Origin of the sequence: Halodurantibacterium daqingense, assembly GCF_042666235.1 — a bacterium.
GTDB lineage: Bacteria > Pseudomonadota > Alphaproteobacteria > Rhodobacterales > Rhodobacteraceae > Halodurantibacterium > Halodurantibacterium daqingensis.
This window is the reverse complement of the sequence record NZ_JBHTFQ010000011.1, coordinates 1-23,756: the sequence shown is the minus strand read 5'-3', so window position 1 is coordinate 23,756 and position 23,756 is coordinate 1. Positions and strand designations below refer to the sequence as shown.

General features: G+C 67.3%; 15 protein-coding genes. 6 read left to right on the top strand and 9 right to left on the bottom strand.

All coding sequences use genetic code 11. The features are described from left to right. Nucleotides 1–2: 2 nt before the first annotated feature. The 3 genes from mepA to ACFQXB_RS16905 all read right to left on the bottom strand — a co-directional run bounded on the left by mepA (nt 3) and on the right by ACFQXB_RS16905 (nt 3,278). The gene (mepA, locus tag ACFQXB_RS16915) at nt 3–911 is read right to left on the bottom strand and encodes a penicillin-insensitive murein endopeptidase (protein ID WP_377406197.1); all 909 of its coding nucleotides are present in this window, start codon (nt 909–911) and stop codon (nt 3–5) included. Next, a complete protein-coding gene (locus tag ACFQXB_RS16910; protein WP_377406195.1) occupies nt 896–2,248 on the bottom strand; it encodes an MFS transporter in 1,353 nt (450 codons plus the stop codon). The genes mepA and ACFQXB_RS16910 overlap by 16 nt, the downstream gene beginning before the upstream one ends. Nucleotides 2,249–2,735: 487 nt before the next feature. Next, complete coding sequence (locus ACFQXB_RS16905; RefSeq protein ID WP_377406193.1) at nt 2,736–3,278, bottom strand: acyl-CoA thioesterase; 543 nt, start codon at nt 3,276–3,278, stop codon at nt 2,736–2,738. A 130-nt stretch (nt 3,279–3,408) separates the two neighbouring features. On the opposite strand from ACFQXB_RS16905, the gene ACFQXB_RS16900 reads away from it, so the two are divergent. From ACFQXB_RS16900 to pbpC, 5 genes are all read left to right on the top strand, one after another. Next, nucleotides 3,409–3,696, top strand: coding sequence for a YggT family protein (locus tag ACFQXB_RS16900; protein WP_377406191.1), 288 nt, complete (start codon nt 3,409–3,411; stop codon nt 3,694–3,696). A 12-nt stretch (nt 3,697–3,708) separates the two neighbouring features. Beyond that, nucleotides 3,709–5,769, top strand: a complete 2,061-nt coding sequence (gene recQ, locus ACFQXB_RS16895; RefSeq protein ID WP_377406189.1) for a DNA helicase RecQ — start codon at nt 3,709–3,711, stop codon at nt 5,767–5,769. A 14-nt stretch (nt 5,770–5,783) separates the two neighbouring features. Next, nucleotides 5,784–6,569: a peroxide stress protein YaaA gene (gene yaaA / locus ACFQXB_RS16890; RefSeq protein ID WP_377406187.1), complete on the top strand. Its 786-nt coding sequence runs from the start codon at nt 5,784–5,786 to the stop codon at nt 6,567–6,569. Between the two features lie 394 nt (nt 6,570–6,963). Continuing rightward, nucleotides 6,964–12,363, top strand: a complete 5,400-nt coding sequence (locus ACFQXB_RS16885; protein ID WP_377406185.1) for an alpha-2-macroglobulin family protein — start codon at nt 6,964–6,966, stop codon at nt 12,361–12,363. Next, nucleotides 12,360–14,384 (top strand): penicillin-binding protein 1C, encoded by a 2,025-nt coding sequence (pbpC, locus tag ACFQXB_RS16880; RefSeq protein ID WP_377406183.1) that lies wholly within the window; start codon nt 12,360–12,362, stop codon nt 14,382–14,384. Before ACFQXB_RS16885 ends, pbpC begins: the two co-directional genes overlap by 4 nt. Here the strand turns inward: pbpC and ACFQXB_RS16875 are convergent. Beyond that, nucleotides 14,381–15,556, bottom strand: coding sequence for an acetyl-CoA C-acyltransferase family protein (locus ACFQXB_RS16875; protein ID WP_377406181.1), 1,176 nt, complete (start codon nt 15,554–15,556; stop codon nt 14,381–14,383). The two genes, pbpC and ACFQXB_RS16875, sit on opposite strands and share 4 nt — an antisense overlap. 286 nt (nt 15,557–15,842) lie before the next feature. Here ACFQXB_RS16875 and ACFQXB_RS16870 point away from each other — a divergent pair, with 286 nt between their 5' ends. After that, nucleotides 15,843–17,552, top strand: a complete 1,710-nt coding sequence (locus ACFQXB_RS16870) for a cation:proton antiporter (protein WP_377406179.1) — start codon at nt 15,843–15,845, stop codon at nt 17,550–17,552. 252 nt (nt 17,553–17,804) lie between these two features. On the opposite strand, the gene ACFQXB_RS16865 is transcribed toward ACFQXB_RS16870, so the two are convergent. Genes ACFQXB_RS16865 through ACFQXB_RS16845 form a run of 5 tightly spaced genes read right to left on the bottom strand, consistent with a single transcriptional unit; the run spans nt 17,805 to nt 23,658 of the window. Next, on the bottom strand, nt 17,805–19,517 hold the full coding sequence (locus tag ACFQXB_RS16865) for a transducer, TlpC (RefSeq protein ID WP_377406177.1): 1,713 nt from the start codon (nt 19,515–19,517) through the stop codon (nt 17,805–17,807). Then, nucleotides 19,514–20,629 carry a protein-glutamate methylesterase/protein-glutamine glutaminase gene (locus tag ACFQXB_RS16860; RefSeq protein WP_377406175.1) on the bottom strand — a complete coding sequence of 372 codons (1,116 nt, stop codon included), beginning with the start codon at nt 20,627–20,629 and terminating at the stop codon, nt 19,514–19,516. The genes ACFQXB_RS16865 and ACFQXB_RS16860 overlap by 4 nt, the downstream gene beginning before the upstream one ends. 3 nt (nt 20,630–20,632) lie before the next feature. Next, complete coding sequence (locus tag ACFQXB_RS16855) at nt 20,633–21,463, bottom strand: CheR family methyltransferase (RefSeq protein WP_377406173.1); 831 nt, start codon at nt 21,461–21,463, stop codon at nt 20,633–20,635. Nucleotides 21,464–21,470: 7 nt separating this feature from the next. Beyond that, nucleotides 21,471–21,989, bottom strand: a complete 519-nt coding sequence (locus ACFQXB_RS16850) for a chemotaxis protein CheW (protein WP_377406171.1) — start codon at nt 21,987–21,989, stop codon at nt 21,471–21,473. Then, the gene (locus ACFQXB_RS16845) at nt 21,958–23,658 is read right to left on the bottom strand and encodes a methyl-accepting chemotaxis protein (protein ID WP_377406170.1); all 1,701 of its coding nucleotides are present in this window, start codon (nt 23,656–23,658) and stop codon (nt 21,958–21,960) included. The genes ACFQXB_RS16850 and ACFQXB_RS16845 overlap by 32 nt, the downstream gene beginning before the upstream one ends. Nucleotides 23,659–23,756 lie beyond the last annotated feature (98 nt).

Genomic DNA, 23,756 nt, shown 5'->3' with positions numbered 1-23,756 from the left:
CGTCAGCGCAACGAGACAACCTCGGAGCATTGCTGCGGCAGATCGGCCATGGTGAATTCGCGCGGATGGCGTGGGCGCGGCGCAGGCGGCGTGGCGGGCCGTTCGACCTTCGGGGGATTGAGGTAGTCGGTCACCCACCATTGCAGCGTCTCGTCACAGCCATTTCCATTCTTTGAAAGCTCGGCAACCGTTGGGGTCTGGGTCACGCAACTGGCAGAATCGGCAGGACATTTCAACCTGACATGAAAGTGGGTGTTGTGCCCTTCGATCGGCCGGATCTTCTGCAGCCAGGGCGTATCCGCGGCGGTTGCGGTCCTGCACATCTCGATCTTGACGGCCGCAGCGACAAAGACCCTGTCCACCCGCGGGTCACCGGCGGCGCGGCGCAGGATTTCGTGGTGAACCGGCGTCCAGTTGCGGTTGATGCTGCGCTGATCGTCCGTCCGCACCGAGATCGAGCTGATCTGTTCACGTTCGGCGCGGCTCAGGTCAAGGCGGCGGGGCGGCAACATCCAGATGTCGGCATCAAGACCGATCTGGTGGCTGGAGTGGCCCGAGGTCATGGGCCCGCCGCGAGGTTGGCTGATGTCGCCGATGTAAAGCCCCGGCCAGCCCAGAAGGCTTGCGGTATAGCTGAGATCCACCAGGAACTGCACCATTTCGGGGTGGCCCCAGTTGCGGTTGCGGCTCAGGCGCATCGCCTGCCAGTAAGGGCCGCTTTCGGGCAGTTGCATCAGCCCGGCGGCGCAGCCCTTGGCATAGCTTCCGATCGCCGCAGGGGTATGCGCCGAGGCGGTGCGATGCGCGCCGAACAGTTGGTTCGCAAGCGGTTCCGCCGCGACCGGCGCGGCAAGGGCCAGCGCGCCGCCGAACAGGCCGGCCCTTGTCAGCGTCGTCAGGATGCGGCGCATGTCGTGATCCTTTCGCCCTCTGGTTCAACCCAGAATAGCAACAGAAGCGCGAGAATAAAAAGCACGATCAGCGGCGCGACCCCCAATCTCTGATCATTCGTGATCATCGTCGCCATGGCAACCAGCGCGGGCGCCAGAAAGGCCGTGGCCTTGCCCGAAAGGGCATAAAGGCCGAACGCCTCGGTCATCCGGGCCGGGTTGGCCTGACGCACCATCATCGTGCGGCCCGAGGCCTGCAGCGATCCGCCCGCCGCGCCGATCACACCGCCGCAGAGGAAAAACGCGATGTCGGGAAGGCTGGAGCCCGCCGGAACGGCCATGCCCAGAACCATGGTCCGGTCGGTCAGCACCACGATGACACAGACGGCGATCAGGGCGCAGATGCAGGCGATGATCACCGGCATCGGCCCGAAGCGGCTGTCCGCGCGTCCGCCAAACCAGCAGAAGACCGCGCCGGCGATCGCGGCCACGATCCCGAACAGCCCGATCCGCGTGATGTCCCAGCCAAGCACCCCGGCGGCATAGATCCCGCCAAAGGCATAGATCCCGTTCAACGCGTCCCGAAACAGCATTGACGATCCAAGCCAGGCAAAGAGGCTGGGTTGCCGCGGCAACCGCCGCAGCGTCCCGCCCAGATCGCGCAGTGCCGCCCGTGTCGCCTGGATCGGCTGGCGCCGAGTTGTCTGCCGGCGGTCTTGCGGAACCCAGAGAAAGAACGGGATCACGAACAGGACATACCAGGCCGCCGTCAACGGGCCGACCGCACGGGTCCCTTCGCGGGCTTCGGGATCAAGGCCGAACAGCGGTTTCAACCCGATCAGCGTATGCCCGGTTTCGTTTTCGGCGAGAAAGGCCAGCACGATCAGCAGCGACAGCACGCCCCCGGCATATCCGAATGCCCAGGCCGAGCCCGAGATGCGGCCGAGCGCCTCTCTCGGCCCAAGCTCGGGCAGGATGGCGTTGGTGAAGATGATGCCGAATTCAAGCCCGATCACCCCCAGGCCGAAGGCGACAAGGATCCAGAAGGTCGTCTCCATCCCCGGCTCCGCCCACCAGAGGCTGAAGGCCCCGCCGACATAGAAAACCGACCAGAGCAGGATCCAGCCGCGCCGCCCGCCGCCACTGTCGGCCACCGCGCCCAGAACCGGGGCCAGAAGCGCGATGCAGAGCCCGGTGACGGTCAGCATCGTGCCCCAGTCCTGCTGGCCCCGCACCGGATCCGCCGCGACGGCCGAGGCGAAATAGGGCGCGAAGATGAAGGTCATAAGCAGGGTGCTGTACGGCTGGTTTGCCCAGTCAAAGAAATACCAGCCCCAGATGCGTTTCCGCTCGGTCATGCGCCTGCCCCTTGCCACTGCGGCGATAGAAGGGGCAAATGCGGTTTTTGGCAAGCCCGGCCGCGGTTCCGCAAGCCGACCGGGGGCAGCATCACCCGCCCCCGGACCCCGCCGAAAAACCTCCTGCGAAAGAGGCGGTGGAATGAACCGGTTCGCGCCCGACATGGGGCGCTGCGAATGCGCAGGGCGTCCGCGCAAGCGCAGGTGCCTGGCAAAGCCTGTCGCACGTGACGGAGAGGAGGCCCACAGGTGCCGCCAGCAATCCCTGTCTGTCCCCTGGTGGCCTATGGGGCGCCGGCACAGCCGCGCCCCTCGGGGTTGCCTGCTGCCCGATGCGGCTGGGCGCCGCCGGTGCTCGGACATCCAGCCACTTGCGGCTTCCTGCCCGTTTCAATGTCTCAAGCCTCAAAGCCTCAAAGCCTCAAAGCCTCAAAGCCTCAAAGCCTCAAAGCCTCAAAGCCTCAAAGCCTCGGCGGCACCAGGGCGCTCACAGGTCCTCGGGGCGGGCAGGGGGCCAGGGACGCGTGGCGTCGGCAGCGATCCAGGCGGTGACCCAGTCGGGCAAGGTGGGGCTTTCCTCGGGATGGCCCATCGCCGCCAGCACTTCGGCGGGCGGGACGATGCCGTTGCGGCTGGTCACCGCGCTGCGCAACAGCATGTGGCTGGTGCAGTCGCCACCTTTCCACATGCTCTGCTCGATGTAGAAGAAGCGGCGATCCCATCCCAGGCAGCGGGTCAGCATCTCGACCCGGTCAAAGGCGCGCACCCGGCGACGATAACGCAGCGAGTTGCCGGCGACCGTCATGCCCCAGCCCTGCTTGCGCAGCGCCGCCTCGAAGCCGATCCGCCGCCCATAGGGCACCCGCCCGAGGTCATAGAGCGTCAGCGTGCGGCCATTGTTCAGCTCGATCCAGGGGTCAAGATCCCAGGGCCAGCAGATGTGATGGGACACATGCGTTCCCGTAAGCGGCAGCGGCGGCATGCGGCGCGCCCGGCGCGCCTCTTTCATCAGGCGGAAAATGGGGTACATCTTGGTCTCCGTTTGGCACCGGGGTCGCGTGCGGGTGGCGCAAGGTCAAGCGAAACGTGACGGAAGGCGGTTGCCCTTGAGGCGCGGCGCCTATACCTCTGGGGGCGACAGTTTCGGGACAGGCACATTCATGACGTCGCTTCTGCAAATCATCCTGATGATCCTTGATGTGGTGTGGTTCATCATCATCGCCCACATCATCATGAGCTGGCTGATCAATTTCAACGTGCTCAACCTGCGTCAACCGCTTGTAGCGCAGATCTGGGACGGGCTGAGCCGGCTGCTGGAGCCGATCTACGGCCGGATCCGCGCCTTCCTGCCGCAGATGGGCGGGCTTGATCTTGCGCCGCTGATCGTTCTTCTGGGCATCTATGCCCTGCGCATCGTGCTGATGAACAACGCCGCGCTGTTCTACTGAGCCCATGCCGACGTGAATGATCTGACCCCCCTGACGCCGCAGGCGCTGCTTGCCTCGGTTTTCGGATTTTCCAGCTTCCGTCCCGGCCAGGCCGAAATCGTCGAGGCGGTGCTGGCGGGCCGGAATACGCTGGCCATCATGCCCACGGGGGGCGGCAAGTCGCTGTGCTATCAGCTGCCCGCGCTGTGCCGCGACGGGGTAACGCTGGTCATTTCGCCGCTGATCGCGCTGATGCGCGACCAGGTGCGCGCGCTGCGGGAAGCCGGGGTCGAGGCGGGGGCGCTTACCTCGGGCAATACTGACGAGGAAACCGAGGAGGTTTTCGCCGCACTCGACGACGGGCGGCTGAAGATCCTGTACATGGCGCCCGAACGGCTGGCCTCGGCCGGGGCGCTGTCGCTGCTGCGCCGGGCCAATTGCACCCTGATTGCGGTGGATGAGGCGCATTGTGTCAGCCAGTGGGGCCATGATTTCCGTCCGGATTATCTGCGGATCGGAGATCTGCGCCGCGCGCTGGGCGTGCCGCTGGCCGCCTTCACGGCCACCGCCGACGAGGAGACGCGGGCCGAGATCATCGCCCGCCTGTTTCCCGAGGCGCCGCCGCAGGTGTTCCTGCGCGGATTTGACCGGCCGAACATTCATCTGGCCTTCGCCGTCAAGGATAATCCGCGCCGCCAGATCCTGGCCTATGCCGCGGCACGCAAGGGGCAGTCGGGCATCGTCTATTGCGCCACCCGGGCCAAGACGGAAACCCTGTCGCGCGCGCTGGAAGAGGCGGGACATCTCGCCTGTCACTATCACGGCGGCATGGATCCGATCGAGCGGCGCACGGTCGAGCGGCGCTTTCAGCAGGAGGACGGGCTGATCGTGGTGGCGACGGTGGCCTTCGGCATGGGGATCGACAAGCCGGATATCCGCTGGGTCGCCCATGCCGATCTGCCCAAGTCGATCGAAGGATATTACCAGGAAATCGGGCGCGCCGGCCGTGACGGTGCGGCCGCGGACACGCTGACCCTTTATGGCCCCGATGATATCCGCCTCCGCCGCGCCCAGGTCGATGAAGGGCTGGCTCCGCCTGAGCGCAAGGCCGCCGATCATGCGCGGCTGAATGCGCTTCTGGGCCTGGCCGAGGCGACAGGTTGCCGGCGTCAGGTTCTGTTGCGCTATTTCGGCGAAGATCCCGAACCTTGCGGCAATTGCGACATGTGCCGCCTGCCGGCGCGGTTGTTCAATGCTACCCAGCCGGTGCGCAAGGCGCTGTCGGCGATCCTGCGCACAGGGGAATGGTTCGGCACTGGGCATCTGATCGATATCCTGACCGGAAATCCTACCGCAAAGGTGAAAGAACGCGGCCACGATGCCTTGCCCACCTTCGCTGTTGGGCGTGATCTGGGCCGGCCGGCCTGGCAGGCTGTGTTCCGTCAGATGATGGGGCGCGATCTGATCCGGCCCGATCCGGAACGGCACGGCGCGCTGCGCATGACCGATGCCGCCCTGCCGATCTTGCGCGGCGAGGCCGAGATCATGCTGCGCGAGGATACGGTCGAAAAGGCCACCGCCCGCCCCGTCGTCAAGGCCCTGGTCAGCGACGAGGATGCGCCGCTTCTCTCGGCGCTCAAGGCCAAGCGCCGCGCCCTGGCCGAAGCGGCACGTGTGCCCGCCTATGTGATCTTCACCGATCGCACACTGATCGAGATGGCCGAAACCCGCCCCCGGACGCTGGACGACATGGCCCGCGTCAGCGGGGTGGGGGCGAAGAAGCTGGAAAGCTATGGTGCCGCGTTCCTTTCGGTGATCAGCGGCGCACCTGCAGAAGAAGTGCATCCGATCCGGCGCAAGCTGGCCGGCCGTGCCGCGGCCCCGCTTTATGACCAGCTGAGCGAGGCGCATGCCGGGCTGATCCGGGGGGCGGACGGCACCGAAAAACCGCTGAGCTGTTCGCCGCAGCAGCTTGCCAAGGTGGCGGAACTGCGCCCCGCCGACGCGGCGGCCGTGGCGCGGATCCTCGGCGAGAGGCGGTCCGAGCGGTTCGCCGATGCGTTCCTGTCCGTCCTGCACCACGATCCTTCCTGACGTCCCGAGGTTTCATGCTTGTCGTCATCTCTCCTGCCAAACGTCTTGACTGGTCCGAAGCGGCCGTCCCTGCCGTCACCGATCCTGCTTTCCAGTCGGATGCGGTGGCCCTTGCGCAGGTGGCGCGCGGGCTTGATGTCGCCGCCCTGCGCAAGCTGATGCATATCAGCGAGGATCTGGCCCGGCTGAACCGCGATCGCTTTGCCGATTTCGCTGACGCCCCCGATCCGCAGCAAACCCGGCCTGCCGCCCTTGCTTTCGCCGGTGATACCTATGCCGGGCTTGAGGCACGGACGCTTGACCCGGATGCGCTGCGCTGGGCGCAGGATCATCTGCGCATCCTGTCGGGGCTCTACGGGCTGTTGCGCCCGCTTGACCGCATCCAGCCCTACCGGCTGGAGATGGGCAGCCGCCTTGTCACGCAGAAAGGTCAGTCGCTTTATGATTACTGGTCCGACCGGCTGTCGCATGCCCTGAACGAGGCCGCCTCGGCCGTCGGTGCCAAGGTGCTGGTGAACTGCGCCTCGGTCGAATATTTCTCGGCCGTGCGGCCCGAGGCGCTGCGCCCGCGCGTCATCACCCCGGTCTTCATGGAAGATCGTGGCGGCAGTCCGAAGATCGTCAGCTTCTATGCCAAGAAGGCCCGGGGGGCGATGGCGCGCTTCATCGTCGAACACCGGCTGACCGATCCCAGGGCGCTGACCGCCTTCGATGCCGGCGGCTATCGTCATGCCCCGGATCTGAGCGAGGAGGATCGCCCGGTATTCCTGCGCAGTGGCGAAGCCTCCGAGGCCGCCTGACAGGCCGGCAGAGGCAGCCCGCAGTCCCGCACAGTCCTGCGTGGCTCTCAGCGACCAACCGCCAGCAGCGCCCGCGCCTTCGCAAAGGATCCTGCAGTGCCTGCCTGCGGCAGTGCCCGACCTGTCGGGCTGACTGATCGCCGACGGTGGCGCAGCATACCGGGCTTCACTGCAGGGGATCGCGCTGAACCCGTCGGGAGCGCCAGTTGGGGGGCGTCCTGAACATGCCCTGCGGCGCGCCTGCCGGGCTGACTTCGGGGGCGATCCTCGGCCTTCGGGATCGCTGCGGCCATCCCGCTGCCACGACTGCCCGGGGCATTCCGCCTGCCGGTGCGGCTGGTTCTTGCGCACGGCGAAGCCGCGTGCCAGCATTCCCGCAATAAGGGAGATCCCCATGCGCAACATCCTGCTTGCCGTGCTTTTGCTGGGCGCCACTCCGCTTCTTGCGCAGGAGGGGCCGGTTCCCGAACGGCGCCTTGTCGTCACCGAGGATGTGGATTTCTACGGCGGCGATCTCAGCCCCATGTTCAACACGACGCTCGAGGCTTGTCAGCGCGCCTGTCTGGCCACGGAGGCCTGTCAGGCGCTGACCTTCAACAGCCGGTCGGGCGCCTGTTTCCCGAAATCGGGCGTCGCCGAAGAACGCCCCTTTGCCGGTGCCATTTCGGCCCGGGTGCGCAATGCCGCAGCGGGGGTGCTTGCGGGTGTGGCCGCACGGCAGGCCGAGCTTTCCTTCCTTGACCCCGGCTTCGCGGGTCGTGCCCGCGATCAGGCGCTGTCGCTGGCCGGCGCGCATCCCGCCGATGGGCGCAGCGCCGCCGAACTGCGCCAGGCTGCCGATGCCGCTGCGCAGGGTGATCCGCGTGCGGCCAGCCGGTTGATGGGGCAGGCGGTGGTTCTGGAAGACCTGCCAGAAGACTGGACCAGATATGCGCGGCTCTTGTTCGCGATTCCCGCACCCGAGTTCGATGAGCGCATGATGCTGCTCGATGCTGCGGAACTGGCAGCGGTCAATGCGATTCTGCGTGCCTCGGACGGGGCAGAAACGCGGGCCGGCGCATTTCTGGCGCTTGCTGATGTGCTTGAAAGCCGGGGCAACGGGCGAGCGTTTCTGGCCGCGCTGCGCCGCGCTGCCGAGCTGGCGCCGACGCCCGAGCTTGCGGCACGGATCGAAGCCGCCGAACTGCAGTTCGGTTTCCGGATCATCGAACATGTGGTCGAAAGCGATCTTGCCCGCCCGCGCGTCTGTGCACAGTTTTCCGAGGATCTCGCGGTCGGGGTCGATTATGCCAGCTTCGTGCAAGGTGCGGCAACCCTTACGGTCGAGCCCGACGGCAGCCGCCTCTGCCTCGAGGGGGTGGAGCATGGTCAGAACTATCAGGTGACCTTCCGCCGCGGCTTGCCGTCGGCCGCCGGCGAAAGCCTTCCGGCGGCGGTGCCAGTGGAGTTCTATGTGCGGGACCGCGCGCCTGCCGTGCGGTTTCCGGGGCGGGCCTATGTGCTCCCGCGGGGTAACGGCATCGCCCTGCCGGTCGAGACGGTGAATACCGCCGCGGTGGATCTGGTCCTGCGCCGCGTCAGCGACCGGAACCTTCTGGGGGCGATCCAGAACAACTGGTTCGGACGGTCGCTTGATCCCTGGCAGGATCAGAGCTTTGCCGAAACCATGACCGAGGATGTCTGGCAGGGTCAGGCCGAGGTGGCGCAGGACCTCAACCGCGATGTCACCACCAGCCTGCCGCTGAGCGAAAGCCTCGGTGATCTGCCACCGGGCATCTATGTGCTGCGCGCCGCTGTTGCCGGCACCGAGGCCTACGATATCGCCGAAGCCTCGCAATGGTTCGTGGTCAGCGATCTTGGACTCACCTCGCTCTCGGGGACAGACGGGCTGCATGTCTGGGTGCGCAGCCTTGGCAGCGCCGGCCCACGGCCCGGCGTGCAGGTTTCGCTTGTGTCCCGGTCCAACCGGGTGCTTGAAACGCTTGAAACGGATGCGGATGGCCATGGCGTGTTCGCGGCGGGGCTGGCGCGCGGCACGGGCGGCGCGGCACCGGCGCTGATCACCGCCGAGGAAGAGGGCGTGGACATCGCCTTCCTGCCGCTGACCGATCCGGAGTTCGACCTGTCGGATCGCGGCGCCGAGGGGCGCGAACCCGCGCCCCCCGTCGATGTGTTCCTGACCACAGACCGGGGCGCCTATCGCGCGGGTGAGACCATCTTTGCGACGGCGCTTGCCCGCGACGGGCTGGTGCGCGCGCTGCCCGGCCTTCCGCTGACGGCGCGGCTGGTGCGCCCCGACGGGGTGGAATACGCGCGCCAGCTTTCGGCCAATGATCACGCGGGCGGCCATGTCTTTGCCTTTCCGCTTGCCCCCGAGGTTCCGCGCGGCCAGTGGCGATTGGAAATCCGCGCCGACCCCGATGCGCCCGCGCTGCGCGCCGCCACCGTTCTGGTCGAGGATTTCCTTCCGGAAAGGATTGATTTCCAGCTTGATCTGCAGGATCCGCCGCAGCTTGACCGGGCGGCCACGCTTGGGATCGAGGCGCGCTATCTCTTTGGGGCGCCAGGCGCCGATCTGGCGATCGAGGGCGAACTGGCGCTGCATGCGGCGGACGGGCTTGCGGCCTTTCCGGGATACCGCTTCGGCCTGCAGGATGATCCCTTCCTGCCGGTGATGACGGCGCTGCCGCCGGGCCTGCGCACCGATGCCGAAGGGCGCGCGCAGATCGTGGCGCCGCTCCCCGAGGCAACGGATCCGGGCCGCCCGCTGGAGGTGCGTGCGACGGTGCGGCTTTCGGAAGGTTCAAACCGCCCGGTTGAACGCCGGCTGACGGCGCCCGTTCTGGGAACCCGCGCGATGATCGGCCTGCAGCCCCTCTTTGACGATGTCGCCGCCGAAGGCACTGAGGCCGGGTTTCGGCTGATCGCGCTTGATGCCGACGGGACCCGCCGTGCGATGACGGTCCGCTGGACGCTCAGCCGGATCGAGACCCGTTATCAGTGGTACCAGATGTGGGGGCAGTGGAACTGGGACGCGGTGGTCACCCGCAGCCGCGTGGCCGAAGGCGTGGCCGAGATCGGTGACGCGGGGCCTGCCTCGCTTGCCATTCCCGTGACCTGGGGTGAATATGAACTGCGCGCCGAAGAGGCGGGCGGCGCGGCCGTCAGCGCGCTGCGCTTTCACGCAGGCTGGTATGCGCCTGCCGATACGACCGAAACGCCCGATACGCTGCAGATGTCGCTTGATCGCCCGCTTTACGCACCGGGCGATGTCGCGCGGCTGCGGCTGGTTGCGCGGGCAGACGGAACGGCCCTTGTTTCGGTGCTCAGCGACCGGGTGATCGACCGGCAGGTTGTCCAGGTCAAAGCCGGAGAAACGCTGATCCCGCTGAACGTGACCGAAGACTGGGGCGCGGGTGCCTATGTCACCGCCTCGGTGCTGCATCCGATGGATGCGGCAACAGGGCGCAATCCCGCACGGGCGCTGGGCCTTGTGCACGCGGCGGTCGACCCGGGGCCAAGGCGGCTGGCGGCACGTTTTGATGTGCCGGCCGAAGCAGCCCCGCGCACACCCCTTGAAATCGTGCTGGAGGTGGATGGGCTGGAACCTGGCGACGCGGCCCACGCCACAATTGCTGCAGTCGATCTTGGCATTCTGAACCTCACGGGGTTTCAGGCCCCCGATCCCGACGGGCATTACTTTGGCCAGCGCAAACTGGGGGTCGGTATCCGCGACCTTTATGGGCGGCTGATCGATGGCATGGCCGGGGTTCCGGGGCGGTTGCGGTCTGGGGGCGATGCCGGAAGCGCGCGCCTTCAGGCACCGCCGCCCACCGAAGAGCTTGTGGCCTGGTTCGACGGCCCGCTGCGCGTCGATGCAGATGGGCGCGTAAGGGCCGAGGTCCCCTTGCCGCCGTTCAACGGCACCGTGCGCCTGATGGCCGTGGTCTGGAGCGACCGTGCCGTTGGGCAGGCGGAGGCAGATGTGGTGGTGCGCGATCCGGTTGTTGTGCAGGCGACGCTGCCACGGTTCCTCGCACCGGGCGACAGCGGTCGCCTGCTCCTGGATCTCAGCCACCTTTCCGGTCCTGCGGGCGAGATGGCGCTTGAAATCCTTGCCACGGGGCTTGAGATCGGTGCCCATCCCGACCGGATCACGCTTGCCGAAGGGGCAGCGGCGCGGGTTGCCGTTCGGCTTGCCGCGCCGGAGGCCGGGGTCTACGAGGTCGAGATTGCCCTGACGCCGCCTGATGGCGAGCGCCTGACGCAGCGGCTGGTTCTGCCAGTGCGGGCCAATGATCCGGACATCAGCGTGACGCGGCAGATCACGCTGGCGCCGGGCGAAAGCTTCACCCTGAGTTCGGACATCTTTGCCGGCCTGCGGTCCGGCACCGCCCATGCGACGCTTGCGATGGGCCCCCTTGCCCGTCTGGATGCCCCCGGGCTTCTGGCAGCGCTGACGCGTTATCCCTATGGCTGCACTGAACAGATCACCAGCCGCGCCTTGCCGATGCTCTATCTGGACGGTGTGGCGCAGGCAACGGGGCAGGATGCACCCCTTCCGCACGAGGACATCGCAGCCGCGATCACCGCGGTGCTGGCGCGGCAGGCCACCAACGGGGCCTTCGGGCTCTGGCAGGCAGGCGCGGGGGATTTCTGGCTTGATGCCTATGTGTCCGATTTCCTGTCGCGTGCCCGTGCGGCCGGCCATGCGGTGCCCGAGGTTGCCTTCCGCGCCGCGCTGGCCAATCTGCGCAACCAGCTGAACTATGCCGCAGAGGAGCCGGGCGCCGGCCCCGCCGTGGCCTATGCGCTGATGGTCCTTGCCCGTGAAGGGGCGGCGGCGGTGGGTGATCTGCGCTATTACGCCGATGCCCGGCGCGACATGTTCGACACGCCCTTGGCTGCCGCGCAACTGGGCATGGCGCTCGCGCTTTATGGTGACCAGCCACGCGCGGATGCGCTGTTTGCCCACGGCGCGGCGCAGCTTCAATCCTGGCCCGAAGCTCAGGTATGGCGCACGGATTACGGCACAGCGCTGCGCGACACCGCCGGCCTTCTGGCCCTCGCGCTCGAGGCGGGAAGCACGGCGGTTGACCAGCCGGCGTTGGTGGGCCGGTTGGCCGACCGCCCCGCGCATCTTTCCCCGCAAGAGGCCGCCTGGTCCCTGCTGGCCGCCCATGCGGCGGCGGGGTCGGCGGCGGTGCAGGGCCTCACGGTTGATGGGGCGCCCGCGCCCGGCCCGGTTCTGGCGCTTGATCCGGATGCGCCCGATCGTGTGATCAGGAACACAGGCGCCGCGCCAGAAGTGCTGACCCTGACCACCTTCGGCACGCCCGAGGTGCCGGAACCCGCCGGCGGCAACGGCTATGCGATCACCCGGCGTCATTACACGCTTGAGGGCGCCGAGGTCGCATTGGATACGGTCGCTGTGGGCACGCGGCTGGTCACGGTGCTGGAGGTGACGCCCTTCGACGGCGGCGGTGGCCGGCTGATGGTCAGCGATCCGGTTCCCGCAGGGTTCGAGATCGACAATCCCAACCTGTTGCGGGGCGGGGATGTCCGCGCGCTGGACTGGCTGGATGTGCTGGAAGAGGTCCGTCACAGCGAGGCGCGCGAGGATCGCTTCCTTGCCGCGGTGGATTGGCAGAGCGCGGAACGCTTCCGGCTTGCCTATATCGTGCGCGCGGTCACGCCGGGGCAGTTTCACCATCCCGCGCCCGGTGTGGAGGACATGTACCGCCCCGCTTTCCGCGCCCATGGCGATACCGGGCGCGTCATCGTGACGGAATGAGGCGGATCGCGGCCCTCGCGCTGCTGTTGTGGCTGGCGGCCGGTGCGCGCGATGCCCTTGACGCCTGGGTGGATGCAACGGTGCTGCCACCCTTGGGTGCAGGCCTGTCGGTCGAGGTGCGGGGGCGTGACGGCGACCTGTTGCGCGCCTTTACGGCGCCGGACGGGCGCTGGCGGCTTGCCGTCGATCCCACAGCTGTTGATCCGGCCTATCTGGATCTGCTGATTGCCTATGAGGACCGGCGCTTTTACAGCCATTCCGGAGTGGATCCGCTGGCGCTGATCCGCGCCACGGGCCAGGCGGTGATGCAGGGGCGCGTCGTGTCGGGCGGATCGACCCTGACGATGCAGGTCGCGCGGCTTCTGGAGGCGAGTGGCACGGGGCGCTGGGCCGGCAAGCTGCGTCAGATCCGGCTGGCCCTTGCGCTGGAGCGGCGCCTGTCCAAATCGGAAATCCTTGCGCTTTATCTGCATCGGGCGCCCTTCGGCGGCAATCTCGAGGGGGTGCGGGCCGCAAGCTTTGCCTGGTTCGGCAAGGAGCCGCGCCGCCTGACCGAGGCCGAGGCAGCGCTTCTGGTGGCACTGCCGCAGGCACCGGAACTGCGCCGGCCGGATCGCAACCCGGCCGCGGCCCGTGCCGGGCGGGACCGGGTTCTGGCGCGGATGGTGGCCCAGGGGCGGCTGAGCGAGGATCAGGCTACTGCGGCGCGGTCCGAGAGGATCCCTGACGTGCGCCGCCCTTTCCCCGCCCATGCCCCGCATCTTGCCGAACGTCTGGTGCGCGCCGCGCCCCTGCGACCGCTGCACCAAACGACGCTCGACCCCGGCCTGCAGCGCCAGCTCGAGGCGCTGGCGCGGGACGCGGTGGGACAGCGCGGCGCCCGTCTGTCGCTCGCGCTTGTTGTCGCCGATCACGGCACGGGCGAGGTGCTGGCCTCGGTCGGCGCGGCCGAGTATGGCGACGAGGCGCGGCAGGGCTTCGTGGACATGACACGGGCGCTGCGCTCGCCGGGATCGACGCTCAAGCCGTTTGTCTATGCGCTGGCCTTCGATGACGGGCTGGCCCATCCCGAAACGCTGATCGAGGATCGCCCCACCCGGTTTGGCGATTATGCGCCCCAGAATTTCGACCGGCTGTTCCGGGGCACGATCCGCCTGCGCGATGCGTTGCAACTGTCGCTCAACATCCCCGTGGTGGCGCTGGCCGAGGCGCTTGGTCCTGCCCGCATTCCCGCGCTGGCGCGGCGCGCGGGCGTCGATCTGGTGGTGCCGGGCGGACAGCCGGGGCTGGCGGTGGTGCTGGGCGGCGCGGGGGTGCATCTGGAAGGGATGGTGCAGCTTTATGCCGGGCTTGCGCGTGGCGGCCGTGCCATCACGCTCAGCCATGCCGGGCCGGGCGCCGAAGGGGCGCGGCTGATGGGCCCGGTCGCGGCCTGGCAGGTGGCGGATATCCTTGCCTCGGCGCCGCCACCGCCGGGGGCGCCGCGTAACCGGCTCGCCTACAAGACGGGCACAAGCTATGGGCATCGCGATGCCTGGGCGCTGGGCTTTGACGGACGGCATGTGGTGGGGGTCTGGATGGGCCGCGCCGACGGAACGCCAGTGCCCGGAGCCTTCGGGGCGGACAGCGCGCTGCCGGTGCTGTTTCAGGCCTTCGCGCGGCTCAAGCCGGCGCTTGATCCCTTGCCGCCACCGCCCGGAGCCACGCTGGTTGCCACCACGGCGCAACTGCCGGCCCCGCTGCAGCGGTTCCGCGGCCGCGAGGGCGCGCTTTCGGCGGATGCCGATGCGCCGGCGATCGCCTTTCCGCCGGATGGCGCCGTGATGGAACTGGACGGGCCGCTTGTCGCCCGTGTGGCCGGGGGCGAGATGCCCTATTCCTGGCTTGCCGATGGCCGGCCCGTGGCGTTGAGGGCCGCCGGCCGCGATGTGGTCATCGAGGATCCTGGCTCGGGCTTCGTGACCCTCACGGTCATAGATGCGCGCGGCCGCGCCGCCCGCGCGCAGGTGTCGCTGCGCTAGAGCCGCTCGATCGCAAGGGCAATCCCCTGGCCACCGCCGATGCACATGGTGATCAAGGCCCGCCGTCCGCCGCTGCGCTGAAGTTCGTAAAGCGCCTTGACGGTGATGATCGCGCCAGTCGCGCCAACGGGGTGGCCCAGTGCCACCGCGCCACCGTTGGGATTCACCCGCGCCGGATCAAGCCCAAGGCCGCGGCTGACAGCCAGGGCCTGAGCCGCGAAGGCCTCGTTCGATTCGATTACATCGAAGTCCTCGACCTTCAGGCCCGTGCGGGCGCAGAGCGCCTCAACGGCGGGGATCGGCCCCAGCCCCATCACCCGTGGCGCCACCCCGGCATGGGCATAGCCCAGAACCCGCGCGAGCGGCCGAAGCCCCGCCTTCTGTGCGGTCTCGGCCCGCGCCAGCACCAGGGCCGCCGCGCCATCGTTCAGCCCCGAGGCATTGCCTGCCGTCACCGTCCCGTCCTTCTGGAAGGCGGGGCGCAATGCGGCAAGGCCCTCGAGCGTTGTTTCCTTGGGATGTTCATCCCGGGCGAAGACCTGCGGCCCCTTGCGGCCCTGCACCTCGATCGGGACGATCTGATCGTCAAACCGCCCCTCGGCGATGGCGCGGGCGGCGCGGGCCTGGCTTTCGGCGGCGAAACGATCCTGGTCCTCGCGGCTGATGCCATGCTCGGCCGCGACGTTTTCCGCCGTGACGCCCATGTGGCCGGTGCCGAACGGACAGGTGAGCGCGCCCAGCATCATGTCCTTCGCGCCGGTGTCGCCCATCTTCTGGCCCCAGCGCGCCGCCGGCAGGATATAGGGCGCGCGGCTCATGCTTTCGGCGCCGCCGGCAAGGGCGAAATCGGCATCCCCAAGCGCAAGGGCCTGAACGGCTGAAACCACCGCCTGTGCACCCGAACCGCAAAGGCGGTTCACGTTCATGGCCGGCACCGTCTCGGGGATCCCGGCCTGCATGGCGGCAAGGCGCGACAGGTACATGTCGCGCGGTTCGGTGTTGATGACATGGCCAAAGACCACCTGGCCAACCTGTCCCGGCGCCACACCCGCCCGCTCAAGCGCCGCAGTCGCGGCTGCAGCGCCCAGATCGACCGGGGTGACGGTGGCGAGACTGCCGCCAAAGCTGCCGATGGCGGTGCGCGCACCGCTCAGGATCACGATTTCGTCCATGGTTCCCCCCTGATCTTGGCTGGCGCAGCATCGCGCGGATGCCGCATCCGGGCGAGTCTGACGTTGCGTTCAACCAGGCGCAAACGCAACTCTCTCGCCGGCGGCCGGTCCGGGGTGGCGCGTGGTCCTGCCGATCCGGCACGTGGCGCCCGAGCGGCCCATCGGACAGAAGACAGCGGTGGTAGGACACGCCGCGACAGGCCCTGTCGCGGTGTCCAGTTGACCTGGTCAAGGAACTGGGCCACAGCCGTCATGTGGCCTTCCGCCTTGCCAGAAAGGAGCAATGATGCCGATGATGTCCTCTTTCGCCGAAGTGGCGCTGCTTCTGGCCATGGCGGCGGTCGTCGGCCTTTTCGGCACGTTCCTGCGGCAGCCGCTGATTGTCAGCTTCATCGCTGTCGGGCTGATTGCCGGCCCCTCTGCGCTGGATGTGGTTCATTCCGACGAACAGATCCACCTTCTGTCGGAGCTTGGCATCGCCGTGCTGCTGTTTCTGGTCGGCATCAAGCTTGACGTGAAGCTGATCCGCTCGCTCGGGGCCGTGTCGGTGCTGACGGGGCTCGGTCAGGTCGCCTTCACGGCGTTCTTCGGCTATCTGATCGGGCTGGGGCTGGGGCTGGGCCACGTCACGAGCCTTTATGTCGCCGTTGCGCTGACCTTTTCTTCAACCATCATCATCGTGAAGCTGCTTTCCGACAAGCGCGAGATCGACGCGCTGCACGGCCAGATCGCGCTTGGCTTCCTGATCGTGCAGGATCTGGTGGTGGTCCTGGCGATGATCGTCCTGTCGGCCATCGGCATCGGCGCAGGCGGCGAAGGGGGCGGCTCGGTGCTCTGGGTGTTGGGATCGGGGCTGGCGCTGGTTGCGGCGGTGGTGCTGTTCGTGCGCTTTGCAGCCAATCCCCTCACCGAAAAACTGGCGCGCGCGCCCGAGCTTCTGGTGATCTTCGCCATTGCGCTGGCGGCAATCTTCGCGGCGGTGGGCGATCGGGTCGGCCTGGGCAAGGAAGTGGGCGGGCTGCTTGCCGGCGTGGCGCTCGCCTCGACGCCCTACCGCGAATCCATTGCGGCGCGGCTGGCGCCCCTGCGCGACTTTCTGTTGCTGTTCTTCTTCATCGCCCTTGGTGCAACGCTCGATCTGTCGCTTCTGGGGGCGCATGTCACGGGGGCGGTCATCTTCTCGCTTTTCGTGCTGATCGGGAACCCGCTGATCGTTCTGGCGATCATGGGCGCCTTGGGCTACCGCAAGCGGACGAGCTTTCTCGCCGGGCTGACGGTCGCGCAGATCAGCGAGTTCTCGTTGATCTTCGTCGCCATGGGCGTGGCACTGGGCCATGTCCGTGACGATGCGCTGGGGCTGGTGACGATGGTCGGCCTCGTGACGATCGCGGCCTCGACCTACATGATCACCTGGTCGCACCAGCTTTACGCCGTTTTCGAACCGCTTCTGGGTGTGTTCGAACGACGCGGCACCCCGCGCGAGCCGACCGGAACAACGGCCGAGCCAGACCGGAGGGTCGAGGTGATCATCTTCGGCTTGGGGCGCTTTGGCACTGCCATCGGCATGCGCCTCAAGAAGCGCGGGATCCGTGTTCTCGGGGTGGATTTCAATCCGCTGGCAGTGCGCCGCTGGCGCGCACTTGGTCTCGAGGCCCATTTCGGCGATGCGACCGATCCGGAGTTCGTGGCGGAACTGCCCCTCATGGGGACCGGCTGGATCGTTTCCACCGTGCCTGTGCATCTGACGGGCCTCAGCCATGAGGACAGCCGCACCACGCTGATGCAGCTGGTGCGCGGTGCCGGCTTCGCGGGCCGGTTGGCGGCCGCATCGCACAGCGCCTCCGAGACCGAGGTGCTGATCGCTGCAGGGGCGGATCTGGTATTCGAGCCGTTCCAGGATGCGGCCGATCGCGCCGTGGAAATGCTGTGCGGCGGCGAGATCGAGGAACGCACCGAAATCCCCGAGATCGAGACGGAGGGCCGCGAGCCCGCCTGAAGTCCAGAGGCCGGGGCGGGCGGCGCGATCAGATAGGCCGCAGTGCAGCGGTGGCGCGCCCGTCAGCCGGCGTGCCCCGGGCCCTCGCTTTTGCATGATACGGAAGGACGACCGGATCCGGGCTTGAGAAGGCCTGGCCTTCAGGGGCGGACCGGACCGGCGCGATCCCGATGTTGCATCTGCCTGCCGGGGCTGTGGGGTCAGCCTGGGGTGCGGGAGGTGCCACGGGCGGCAGAGCCGAAGCCGGACCGATCAGAAGAAGATGTCGTCGATCGCAGGTGCAGCCGCGGGTGCTTCTGCCGCCGCAGGTTGGGCGGGTGCGCCAACGACGCGGTCGTGGATCTGGCGTTCCTCGGGCATGGTGTAGATCATCCGCAGGCTGGCGACGATGTCGTGATCGGCTGTGCCGACCTCCGGCGGCTGCGGCGCGAAGTCCGGCTGCGGCCCGAGACGTTTCAGTTGGGCGCGAAAGCTTGCCAACCCGCTCAGATTGCGGCTATAGCGCCCAAGCGTCGCTGCCCCGCTTGCAAGGGCGGTCGCCAGAGACCGGCCGGTCTGGCCGAACATGGTGCCCGAATCGCGCAGGGCGCTGTCGGTGCTGGTCAGAAGGGTCCGCAAGCTGTTCATTCCGGCTGCGACGTGGTCGAGATCCTGCGCGAGGTTCGCGACGGCGTCGGTACCGATCGCGGCCGCCCAACGTTCCGTTTCCTCGAGACGCAGATGCAGCCGCGCAAAGACGGCGCCAGACAGGCGGGTGAGTTCGCGCAGCTGGCGCGACACTTCTTGCAGCGCCCGTCCCTCCTGTCCCAGCTTGGCGCAGACGATCACCGCGTTGAGCCCCAGGAGCCGGACCTGATCCTCGATGCGGCGCATGCGGATTTCATGGCTGCGGATCAGGTCAAGATGGCGGCCGATCTGTTGTGCCTGGGCAGACATGACCTTCAGATGACCTGAACAGCGTTGCAGCCCCTGGCCCACCTGCGCCGCGCGCCGTGCCATGGCACCGATCGCCACCATGTTCTGGCCCGGCCCGTCGAGATACAGCGTCCGCGCCGTGCTGATCGCACTGGTCGCGGCATCTTCCACCGTCAGGAGGCGGCCGGACACCGCGGCGAGTTCGGCCGTCAGGCGGTCCTGGGTGCCGGCCGCCAGGGCATCGGCAAGGTCCAGTAGCAGGGCGCGTAGCCCTGCCGAGCGGCCTTCGTCCATCGCGGCCGCGGTCACCGCCTGAACATGTTCCAGCCGCTGACGTGTGGCATCGCCCACCTGCAGCGACAGGATGATCTGGGCAACCTCGGAAAAGATCGTCTCCATCCGCGCGGCAAGGGCGCTGTTGCCCTCTGCCAGGCGCAGGCGGTCTTCTTCCGCGGCGGTGCTCAGGGTGCCGATTTCGGCCAGAGCTGGCTGAACGGCCCCACCCAGTTCCCGCGCAAGCGAAAGCGCCTCGGTATCCATGACATCGGCGCGGGCCACGATCCCCGCCATCGCATCCTCGACCTCTTCGACAATGCGCGTCGCCTCGGCTGCGAGACCGGTGAGGCCAAGCGTGAAGGTTTCGACGCGCTGCCGGTTCGATGACAGGGCATTGCCCAGGATGCGCGCATGAAGGGTCACGATCGAGATGGTCCGGATCGTGGCGACCAGCTCGGACACTTCCGACTGCATGGTGCCGACGGCGCCACGCAGATCCTGGCTGTGCTGAAGGAAGCGTTCAAATCCTTCGCGCAGCAGAAGGGTCTGACGCCCGGTTTCCGAAGTGAGGTGCTGGAAATGTGCCGTCTGATCGGGACCCAGAAGCGCATCCAGCCGGCCGAAGCTGTTGCGCAGTGTGTTCAGATCGCTGACCGCGGTTCCCAGGCTTGCACCCGCCGATGAAAAGGCCGCTTCGGTATCGCGCAGTGTGGGCGCGAGGGCACGAAGCGTGGCTTCGGCGGTGTGGGGCATGGTCTGGGCAAGGGCAGTCATCCGGCGGCTCCGGTTGCATGGTTGCGCGCGAACTGCATGATCAGGGCTGGGATGCGGTGCAGCGGCTCTTGCCGGGTCACGCCGCCCAGCCGCATCGCCTCGCGCGGCATGCCATAGACGACGCAACTGTCTTCGTCCTGCGCCACGGTCATTGCGCCGGCCTGATGCATTTCAAGCATCGACCGCGCCCCGTCATCGCCCATTCCCGTCAGGATGATCCCCAGCGCGTTGCCGGCAGCATCCTGGGCCGCAGACCGGAACAGCACGTCAACCGCGGGACGATGCCGGCAGACATAGGGTCCGCCCACGACCGCCACACGATAGGCGAGGTTGCGCCGGCGCAGCAGCAGATGCCGGTCGCCCGGCGCGATCAGGACTTGTCCGGGGAGCACCGGGTCGCCATCGGCCGCCTCGGTCACCGACAGGGCGCAAAGACTGTCCAATCTGCGTGCAAAAGCGGCGGTAAAGCCCTGCGGCATGTGCTGGACCACCACGATCGGCGGCGCCGAAGCCGGCAGTTCCGTCAGGATCGCGCGCAGGGCTTCGGTCCCGCCTGTCGAGGCGCCAATGCAGACCACAGGGCCTGTCCGGGGCGTCGGACGGATATGGGCAAGGGGCGGCAGGATCTCGTCCGCCGTCAGTTTCGGACCGGGTGCGAGCGGCCGGAGGTCACCCCTGCCTGCACTGCGCCGGGTGCTGGTCGCGGCGCGGATCGCGTCGCAGATCCGGATCGCCGCTTCCTGCCGTTCGTCGGGAGTGCGTGGCGCGGGCTTCACGATGACTTCGACCGCACCAAGCTCAAGCGCCGTCATCATCGCGGACGACCCCTCGGCTACATGGCTTGAACAGACGATTACCGGAAGGGGATGCTGCTGCATGATCTTGCGCAGGAAGGTGAGCCCGTCCATGCCCGGCAGCTCCAGGTCCAGCAGGATCGCATCGGGCAGTTCCTCGCGCATCCGTCGTGCGGCGGCGAAAGCATCGGGAACCGCCGCCATTACGGTCAGGGCCGGATCGCTTTCGATGATCATCTTGAGCATGGCGCGCGCTGCCGCGGAATCGTCCACGATCAGCACGCGTGTCGCCTGAGGTCGCGCAGGGGGGGTGACCATGGGCTACTCCTTTCTGAACACGGCAGGAGAGATCTGGCGCAGTGCCGGATGATTGACGATCATGGATTCCGCATGTCCCACGATCAGGTAACCGCCCGGCGCGATATGCGCCGTCAGTCGCGCAATCACGGCGGCCTGATCCTCGGGTCCGAAGTAGATCAGGATGTTGCGCAGGAAGATGACATCCACGTCATGATCCACCGGATAGACGGCATCCATGAGGTTGAGATGCCGGAACCTGACCCGGGCGCGCAGCTCGGGCACGATACGCGCAGTGCCCCGCGCCGCGGCTGTGCGTCCGGGCATGGTGTAGCGATCCCGCAGTGCCTGCGGAACAGGCGCGAGCTGCTGCGCCGAATAGATTGCCTGATTGGCCTTGGCGATCATCCGTCGCGAAATGTCGGTTCCCAGTACGGCAAAGGTAAAGCGGTGGCGGCGGGTGGCCTCGGCCAGCACCATGGCTGCGGTGAAGGCCTCGGCGCCTTCCGAGCTTGCCGCGCTCCAGACCTTGAAGCGCAGAGCCGAGGGCGCCGCCCGACCGATGGCCTCGGGCAGGATCCTGTCGGTCAGGATCTCGAAATGCGCCGGTTCGCGGAAGAAATCGGTCTTGTTCGTGGTCAGGAGGTCGATCGCCTGCGGAAGCTCCTGATCCAGAAGCCCTTTGTCGAACAGTTGAACCAGATACCCGTCAAGATCCGTTGCGCCCAGTGCCTGAATGCGGCGGCGCAGGCGGATTTCGATCATCTCCTTGCGGCCGCTGTGCAGCTTGATGCCGGTCTGGGTGCGGATCAGGTCGCAGAACCGGCTGCGGTAGGACTGGGCGGAGGTGAGCATGGCAGCCCTAGCCCGCGTCGGGCAGGCTGGAGGCGAGTGCGGCCGTCATCCGCGCCGGATCGAACAGGCGTTCAAGGTCAAGCAGCGCCACGAAACCCCCGTTGCGTCGTCCGACACCCGCCACCGCGATGTCGGTGCAATGCATCAGGTCTGCCTCGTGCAGGGTTTGCACGCGTTCTTCGTCGAAGGCGCTTACTTCGATCACCCGTTCTGTCCGAAGGCCGACAAGGCGCTGATTGTCCGGCTGGCCGGTGACGCAGACAAGAATCCGCGTCTGGGCACTGTCGTTGACCGGATCGAGTTGCAGAAGCTTGCGCAGGTCCACGACAGCGATGCCGGTGCCGCGCAGATCCGTCAGTCCCAGAAGATGCGCCGGGGCGTTCGGAAGCGGCACGATGGGCTGCAAGTCAAGGATTTCCTGAACCTGGTGGACCGGCAACGCATAAAGCGCGCTGCCGGCCGCGAAGATCACGACCTGTCCGCCCTGGACCATGTCACGCGGCATCATTGCGCTGGAAACCTGCATCCAGATCATCCCCGTCGACGCCATCAAGATCAAAGTCGAATCCGCCATTCTTCGGTCCGGCCGGGGCCCGTCCGGACGGCTGCGCGCCGGCGGCACGGTTGCGCGCGGGGCTCTTCTGGGCGGATTGACCTGCGGTCTGACGGTTCGGGCTCGGGTGGCCCGCGTCATGTGCCGTCTGGCTCTCGGTGCGGAAATAGGCCATGGTTTCCTCAAGCTGTTCAGCCTGAGCAGAAAGCTGGACCGCCCCGGTGGACAGTTGTTCGGCGGCCGCATTGTTTTCCTGCGTCACCTTGTCCAGCTGCTGGATGGCGGTGCTGACCTGGGCCGCACCGGTGGCGAGTTCGCGCGAGGCGACCGAGATCTCCGAGACGAGGGACGAGGTGCGTTCGATGTCGGGAACAAGCCCGTGCAGCATGTCGCCAGCTGCCTGCGCGGCGCGCACCGTGCTTGCCGAGAGCGCCGAGATCTCGGTCGCCGCGGTCTGGCTGCGTTCGGCCAGCTTGCGAACTTCGGCGGCAACGACCGCAAAGCCGCGGCCGTGCTCGCCGGCCCGCGCTGCCTCGACGGCGGCATTGAGGGCAAGCAGATCGGTCTGGCGGGCGATTTCCTGCACGATCATGATCCTCTCGGCGATCGCCTGCATCGCCTCGACCGCATCGGAAACGGCCTGGCCGCTGGCGCGCGCGTCCTGTGCGGACTTGATCGCGATCCGCTCGGTCTGTGCGGCATTGTCGGCGCTTTGCTTGATATTGGCCGCCATCTGTTCCACCGAGGCCGAGGCCTCTTCGGTGGCCGAGGCCTGTTCATTGGCGCCCTGCGAAAGCTGTTCGGAAGTTGCGGCCATCTCTGAACTGCCCGAGGCAACCTGCCGAACGGCCGAGGTTACGTCGCCGACGACGTCACGCAGCTTGAGGACCATGTCGTTGGCGGCGCGCAGAAGCTCGGTGATCTCGTCATTGCCGCGAAGGTCGGCAGTCTTGCCGAGATCGCCCTCCGCCACCCGGCGCGTCAGGTCGATCGCGCGGCTCAGCCCGCGCGAGATCGCGATGGTGATCCATGCGGCCGCAGCAGTGCCCACAAGCGCGGTGGCACCCATGATCAGCAGCAGGTTGCGCAGCGCGGTGTCGTATCTCTGGTTCGCCAGGGCCACAGCCGCATCGTTTTCCCCGGCATAGTTGGCCCTGATGCGGTCAAGCGCATCCTCCATCAACTGCAGCTTGGGGTTTGAATCGCTGTTCAGCAACCGGACGGCGGCATCGTGGCGCACCTCGTCGGAAAGCTGAAGAATCCTGTCGTTGATATCGCGGACCTCGGCCCAGAGCTCCTCGTAAACGCGCAGTTCGGCTTTGCTTTGGTCGGTGGCAAGTGCATCAAGCGCATCGAAATTGGTGCGCATGTCCGCGCGCGCCTTGCCAAGCAGCGCCCGCGCCTCGTCTTTGCCCTGGCTGGTCGTGGCAAGCAGGTAGTTGCGCAGCGCAAGCTGCACCATCGACTGTTCTGCCTCGAGCCGATCGGCATGGGTCAGCTTCTTGAACGGGCCCTCGACGATGTAGTTGATCTGGCTCTTCAGTTCTTCCAAGTCTTTGATCGCGTGAAACATCGCGGCGCCTGACATGAGAAAAACCACAAGGAATGTGGCAGCCAGCTTGAGCTTGATGGTCAGTTTCATTGAACCTTCTCTTGTGGATGCCGCCCTCATTTGCAAGGAATTTCTGAACGTTAGACTTGTGATCGAGTGCGGACTCTTGTCAGGCCTGTTAGCGCGGC